Source organism: Bacillus sp. AFS098217 (genome assembly GCF_002551815.1).
Classification (GTDB): domain Bacteria; phylum Bacillota; class Bacilli; order Bacillales; family Bacillaceae_G; genus Bacillus_A.
Map to the genome: position 1 here is coordinate 1 of NZ_NVPR01000081.1, position 5,900 is coordinate 5,900.

The window sequence follows — 5,900 nt, forward strand, 5'->3', positions numbered from 1 at the left end:
TTTACGATTGGGCGTCGTGGATTAGGGTGTAAAGAAAAAGTACCTCAAGTGCTTCAGCCTTATATTCTAAAGAAAGAAGCACACCACTGGAGTCATTGGCATCAATTACACAATCGACTGGATATTCGTACCCATCATTTCTATCAGTTATATGATGTGAATCAGCCGAAAGAGGCATTACAAATCGAGCGATTAGACTTACTTGAAGATGAAAAGAAAAAACTAGCAAAAATGTTTGTATCATGAAAAAAGAACTCCTTGTCCCAGTCTCTTACGTTTGTTACCAGAGCAGATAACAGGTCTAGAAACTGGATGCATGACAAGGTGGTCTTCTCCTCGATATAGGAAGAAAGTGGCTATACCTTTTCTGTTTTCCTCAGAAGACAGAAAGAGGTCGTCTTGCCTAAGGACACTACTGAATTTCTAAATCGTTGTATCCTTTTTGTTGAACGAGAGGAAGTGTTTTTGCAGTAGAATCCCCCACCTACCTCAAGCTCATGTAGAGGTAGGTGGGGGTAGTTCAATGTTATCTGCATTCACCTGTAAATTCTCCATAATAAACATAGCACTTTCGGTCTTCATCAATCTCTCTTGAGTCTAAGGTGAATTCCCGGAAAATTCCGCCCTTTTGAACGTACAAAATATCTGAATGGAGATACGTTAAGATTTCGTCATGATTCCATACATCTTTACTTTCTATCAAAATCGAATTTGCTCCTTGGAGTTCTCTAATCTCAAAACCTATATGAGAATATGTAGTTTCAGACGAATCATCGAAGAATTTTTCTTTTTGGACATATAATACTGCTGTTCCGTCAGGGTCCATCGCGGTCGCTGTTACGACATACGAATCCCCCTCTTTAATGAAATACTCACAAGTCATCCTTGCGACAGTTTCAGCGATAGAAATATCCGGATAGTTCCATAAAGCAGGATATTGTTTAGCTTCATCATTGAGCCGATATTCTAACCGCAATAGTAATCCCTCTTCCTTTTTCTTCTACTTTATCATTAATTCTTTTATAATAAAAATATAATCTATAAGGAGTGTGGGAAGGTGACAAAAACGAAATGGTTAGTAACAGGTGTTCTTACTTCTTTAATGGCCAGCACTTTATCCGGCTGTACAAAAGATCTCCCTCCAAAACCGAATGATAAGAGCTGTTCTGATTGGGATTGGGATGATGAACTTGGGGTGTGGCGATGTGATGACAACCATTCAAGTTATCATGGACATTATTATTACAGTGGTAACTATTATCAAAATAAATCAACTTTCAAAAATTCATCTGAATTTAAGTCCTATCAAGCTTCGTCTAATTTTAAAGGGGGAATTGGAAGCGGTTCAAAGGGCGGATCCGGAGGTTAAATCATGTCTTTTTACATAAAGGAACGAAGTCAATTTTATTCAAGATTTCCTCACTTTTGGCCTGACTTATACGGGAGTGAGTATAGCCTTTTTCATGTTTTTGAAATAACAAAGCAAACGATTAAGCATTTGCAATTAGCAACAGAACGAATGGGAAAAGTATTTTTTAAGACTGCTAGGCTTCTTAGGACTTTGCCGGATAATCAGCTTCTTGAACTTGGTTTTCCATCTTCAAGTCTGCCTTTTATCAGAATGAAATCTCTGTTTCCTGAATCCGTTATTTCACGGTTTGATTTTGCTTTGACGGATGGCGGTATCAAAATGCTTGAATTTAATAGTGATACCCCAACATTCATCATGGAATGCTTTCAAATGAATGGAAAAGTATGCAAAGAATTAAATTATCATGACCCAAACGAGAATCAGGAACGTCTTCTTTCTTCTGGTATCACAAAAGCTGTAATGGAGGCTGCTAAAGGAATAGAAATGCCAAACGTTGTCTTCACGGCCCATCATGAACATATAGAAGATTGGAATACTACTATGTATTTGAGTCAGCTATGTCAGGTTAAAAGTAAAATGGTGTCAATGTCAGAACTTAGAATTACTGACGATGCCTTGGTCGATAGTGACGGTGTGCCAATTGATATTTTGTATCGCCAAACATATCCTATTGAAGATTTGGTTGAGGACTGGGATCCTAAAACCGGAGATTTTGTAGGGATTGAGTTACTGCAACTTGTAAAGGAAGGAAAACTTTTTATTATAAATCCTGTTTCATCCTTTTTACTTCAGCCGAAATCGATTCAATGTTTGATTTGGGGATTAGCTGAGATAGGCGCTTTTTATACAAATGAGGAAAGACAATGGATTAAGGAATATATGCTTCCTACTTACTTAGAACCAGATCTATTTTTAGGAAAAAGTTCTTTTGTTCAAAAACCTTCGTTCGGCAGAGAAGGTGACACGGTTACAATTCGTGACAAAGACACGAATATTGTAATGCAAAATTCATATCAAACGTATAAAAAAGAACTGCCTGTCTTTCAAAAGTATATAAAGCTGCCAGTTGTTTCTCTTGAGACTGAAAAAGGAAACGAGGAGCTGTCGTATGTGTTTGGATCGTTTTTAATTGCTGGAAAACCAAGTAGTATCGGTATACGTGCTGGCGAAAAAATTACGGGGAATGAATCTTATTATTTACCTGTAGGGATTAAGAAGGAGGATTATAAATGATGAATTTTTTACTTTATTTAGCGGTTTCACTCGGTCTTCTATGTATCGGTCTGTTTCTTATGGAAGTGACAACAAAAGTGAAAGAATTTTCGTTAATGGCTAAAGGGAATCGAGCAGCAAGCTACGCACTTGGAGGAAGACTTCTTGGTCTTGCTATCGTCTTGTATTCGACTGCTGCTCATTCTGTTTCACTAATGGATATGGTTTTATGGGGAGTGATTGGAGTTTTAGCACAAATTGTTGTGTTTTATTTAGCCGAATGGTTCACACCGCGTTTTAACATCAATCAAAGCATCGAAGAAGATAACCAGGCCGTCGGACTTTTCCTAATGTTTTTATCAATTTCTATCGGAATTGTGATCGCTGGATGTTTAACATATTGAAAAACCTCACGTTTTATATGTAAGGTTTTTATTAGGTGAATGAGTTTATTTCAAGTCTCACCAGAGCGGATCAAGCCTATGTTAGAAGTTCGCTTTGAATATTTAGATGAAGTTTATGATGAAATTATAGAAAAGTATGGAGATGTTGAAGCGTATCTTCTTCAAGCTTGTCACCTTGAGAAAAAGAACATACGAAACCTTAAACAATTAGTATTAGAATAAGAGTGTTCCTGGTCTATATAAATCCATTTTAATTTTTCGACATCTAAATCCCTGCTATGCAGAATGCAAAGTGACCTACACTCGTTTGCTCTTTCTGTTTTCACTCCGCATGTGGTAGAAAAAAGCCCTGACCGCTTCTATGCATGAATAGATGCTCTCTCCCACCTAAAAAGAGGGATTTTATGTCGGTTTTTAATTGATGTATATATAAATCATTTTCTAGGAAATACTTGCTGTAATAAGGAAAAGTTTGAATTCAAAGTGTTGACATCTATTTTAAATAAGAGTAACATTTTCTATATAATAAAAAAATAAGTCTCTGTTAGGTGAGGCTCCTGTATAGAGAAATGCTACTGCCCAAAAATGTCGAGAGACGCCAATGGGTCAACAGGAATGATCGAATTAAGGTTTTTCTTAACGTAGCTGGTAACACACCTATGCTATACAGTGCTAAAACTCGGCGAGGGAGAGGTTCGTAGATTCCTATGTTTATTAGGAATCGTTTATTTATGTATGTAATGACCTTTACTCGTTTAGGAGTAGAGGTCTTTTTATTAACAAGCTTTGAGAATTCTCATAGTATAAATATTGACTAAAAAATGAAAGAGGAGGTGAGGAGCATGTCAAATTCTGACTCGGTTCCGTTACCCATATACTTCGAAACAAAAATATATGATGTAGGCAGGAAACGACTTGTTCCTCCCTCTATATTTATCATAAGATAACGTTCAATTTTATAGTGATAAATTGAACGTGGAACACTTTAACAGGACATAGAAATACATAAAGTGTTAAAGTGAGATAAATTGAGAAACAAAGCGTTTCTTCCTATGTTGTAAAGGAGGAGACGATAATATGTTATATGTAAACAAACTTGTGGGTAACATGTCTCATAAACAAAATAAAAAAGTGATGAAAGAACAATCTATGTTAAAACAAAATAAAGACTTGTTAATTGAAATTGCAACAAGAGATGTAAAATCTGTATTTGCTTATTTTAAAACAACAAGAGATGGTCTTTCTATGAAAGAAGCGCAAAAACGCATTCATGTGTACGGAAAAAATGAATTATCTTCAAAACGAGCAATCCTTTCTGATGTAATGATGAAACTAGGCGGAATGATTCCTGGATTTGCAAAGCAACGTGTTCATAATGAAAATCAGTGTGAGATTGTAACGGTAACTGTTTCTAGAGTAGAAGGATGTACAACTGCAGGGATGAATAATGAAGCGAAAATAATGAAACTCCCAGTTGAAGAACTTGTTCCCGGAGATATGGTTTTTCTTTCAGCAGGTGATATCGTTCCAGCTGATGTACGTATTATTTATGCAGAAGATTTGTTAGTAAATGAGTCGATGCTAACAGGAGAAGAAACGAATGTTGAGAAATTCGAAAGCTGTTATCATCTGGAACGCAAGCGTTTTATGCCATTAAAACGCATGAAAGATTACAATCCACTTCAACTTGAAAATGTATGTTTTCAAGGCACACATATTGTAAATGGAACTGCGAAGGCTGTGGTCGTTTCAACAGGTAAAAATACGTATTCTGGATTACTTCATACGTGCTGTGGCCAAACACATTGAACCGTTAATGGTGCTAAATATATTAAAACATTGTATAATAGATAAAGTTGAACAGAGACGTAGAATGGTAATCTATTCATATAACCTTACGTGATGACGTGAGGTTATTATTTTTTGTTAGTAGGAGAGGAATTATGAAAAAAGTATTGTTAGTTGATGGTATGGCACTATTATTTCGTGCTTTTTACGCAACAAGTGTGTATGGACAATTTATGAAACGACAAGATGGTACCCCAACAAATGGGATTCATGGTTATATGAAACACTTATTAACAGCAGCGCAAGCAATTGAACCGACGCATATTGTAACGTGCTGGGATATGGGAAGTACCACATTTCGAACGGAATCGTTCTCAAATTATAAAGCAAACCGCCCAGCACCACCAGAAGAGCTAATTCCACAATTTGATTTAGTGCAAGACATGACATCAAAGCTATCTATTCCTGTAATTGGTATGAAAGGCTATGAGGCTGATGACTGCATTGGTACGTTAGCAGAAGAATATTGTAATGAAGCGGAAGTATATATCTTAACAGGGGATACTGATTTACTACAACTTGTCGATACAAATGTTACGGTCATGCTTCTTCGTAAGGGAATCGGAAACTATGAGTATTATACTCCTGAGAAGATTATGGAAGAAAAAGGAGTGGAACCTTGGCAAATCGTCCATGCGAAAGCGTTTATGGGAGACACAAGTGATAACTATCCAGGTGTAAAAGGAATTGGTGAAAAGACGGCATATAAGCTCATTCAAGAACACGGAACAGTATCGGCAGTATTAGAAAACATAGCATCATTAACAAAAGCACAACGTACAAAAATTGAAAGTGATTTAGAGAACTTAAATGTATCATTACAATTGGCGAAAATTCATTGTGAAGTTCCAATTTCATGTTTACTAGAAGAGGGTCTGCATACAATTGATGAAGAGAAAATACGATTTGTTTGTGCGCAAATGAACTGGGGAAGACCTGAAATATTTATAAATATGTTATAAAAAAATATATACATTTATTAAAAAACATAAAACCCCTCTTTTAGGTGGAAGAGAGTATCTATTCATGCATAGAAGCGGCCACAGCCTTTTTCTGCCACATGC

Annotated in this window: 7 protein-coding genes, 1 pseudogene and 1 riboswitch; of the genes and pseudogenes, 7 read left to right on the top strand and 1 reads right to left on the bottom strand. The window is 36.3% G+C overall.

Features of this window, described 5'->3' with window-relative positions; genetic code table 11:
- A pseudogene (locus tag COO03_RS20755) lies at positions 1 to 246 on the top strand (IS200/IS605 family accessory protein TnpB-related protein); the annotation flags it as partial.
- A gap of 280 nt (positions 247 to 526) precedes the next feature.
- On the opposite strand, the gene COO03_RS20760 reads toward COO03_RS20755, so the two are convergent.
- Positions 527 to 976, bottom strand: a complete 450-nt coding sequence (locus tag COO03_RS20760; RefSeq protein WP_097898960.1) for a hypothetical protein — start codon at positions 974 to 976, stop codon at positions 527 to 529.
- An 81-nt stretch (positions 977 to 1,057) separates the two neighbouring features.
- Here COO03_RS20760 and COO03_RS20765 point away from each other — a divergent pair, with 81 nt between their 5' ends.
- The 6 genes from COO03_RS20765 (at position 1,058) to COO03_RS20790 (ending at position 5,798) form a co-directional block, all read left to right on the top strand.
- A complete protein-coding gene (locus COO03_RS20765; protein WP_097898961.1) occupies positions 1,058 to 1,369 on the top strand; it encodes a hypothetical protein in 312 nt (103 codons plus the stop codon).
- 3 nt (positions 1,370 to 1,372) lie between these two features.
- The gene (locus COO03_RS20770; RefSeq protein WP_097898962.1) at positions 1,373 to 2,605 is read left to right on the top strand and encodes a glutathionylspermidine synthase family protein; all 1,233 of its coding nucleotides are present in this window, start codon (positions 1,373 to 1,375) and stop codon (positions 2,603 to 2,605) included.
- On the top strand, positions 2,602 to 2,988 hold the full coding sequence (locus tag COO03_RS20775; RefSeq protein WP_097898963.1) for a DUF350 domain-containing protein: 387 nt from the start codon (positions 2,602 to 2,604) through the stop codon (positions 2,986 to 2,988). The genes COO03_RS20770 and COO03_RS20775 overlap by 4 nt, the downstream gene beginning before the upstream one ends.
- Before the next feature lie 39 nt (positions 2,989 to 3,027).
- On the top strand, positions 3,028 to 3,210 hold the full coding sequence (locus tag COO03_RS20780) for a tyrosine-protein phosphatase (protein ID WP_230322564.1): 183 nt from the start codon (positions 3,028 to 3,030) through the stop codon (positions 3,208 to 3,210).
- A gap of 311 nt (positions 3,211 to 3,521) precedes the next feature.
- Positions 3,522 to 3,685, top strand: a riboswitch (M-box (ykoK) riboswitch).
- Positions 3,686 to 4,065: 380 nt separating this feature from the next.
- Positions 4,066 to 4,797 (top strand): P-type ATPase, encoded by a 732-nt coding sequence (locus tag COO03_RS20785; RefSeq protein WP_097898964.1) that lies wholly within the window; start codon positions 4,066 to 4,068, stop codon positions 4,795 to 4,797.
- Positions 4,798 to 4,931: 134 nt separating this feature from the next.
- Positions 4,932 to 5,798 carry a 5'-3' exonuclease gene (locus tag COO03_RS20790; protein ID WP_097898965.1) on the top strand — a complete coding sequence of 289 codons (867 nt, stop codon included), beginning with the start codon at positions 4,932 to 4,934 and terminating at the stop codon, positions 5,796 to 5,798.
- Positions 5,799 to 5,900: the final 102 nt, after the last annotated feature.

What these genes read in the sequence shown, in the direction of transcription:
- COO03_RS20790 (WP_097898965.1), top strand. Translation starts at nt 4,932, where the DNA reads ATGAAAAAAGTATTGTTAGTTGATGGTATGGCACTATTATTTCGTGCT.
- COO03_RS20780 (WP_230322564.1), top strand. Translation starts at nt 3,028, where the DNA reads ATGAGTTTATTTCAAGTCTCACCAGAGCGGATCAAGCCTATGTTAGAA.
- COO03_RS20785 (WP_097898964.1), top strand. Translation starts at nt 4,066, where the DNA reads ATGTTATATGTAAACAAACTTGTGGGTAACATGTCTCATAAACAAAAT.
- COO03_RS20775 (WP_097898963.1), top strand. Translation starts at nt 2,602, where the DNA reads ATGATGAATTTTTTACTTTATTTAGCGGTTTCACTCGGTCTTCTATGT.
- COO03_RS20770 (WP_097898962.1), top strand. Translation starts at nt 1,373, where the DNA reads ATGTCTTTTTACATAAAGGAACGAAGTCAATTTTATTCAAGATTTCCT.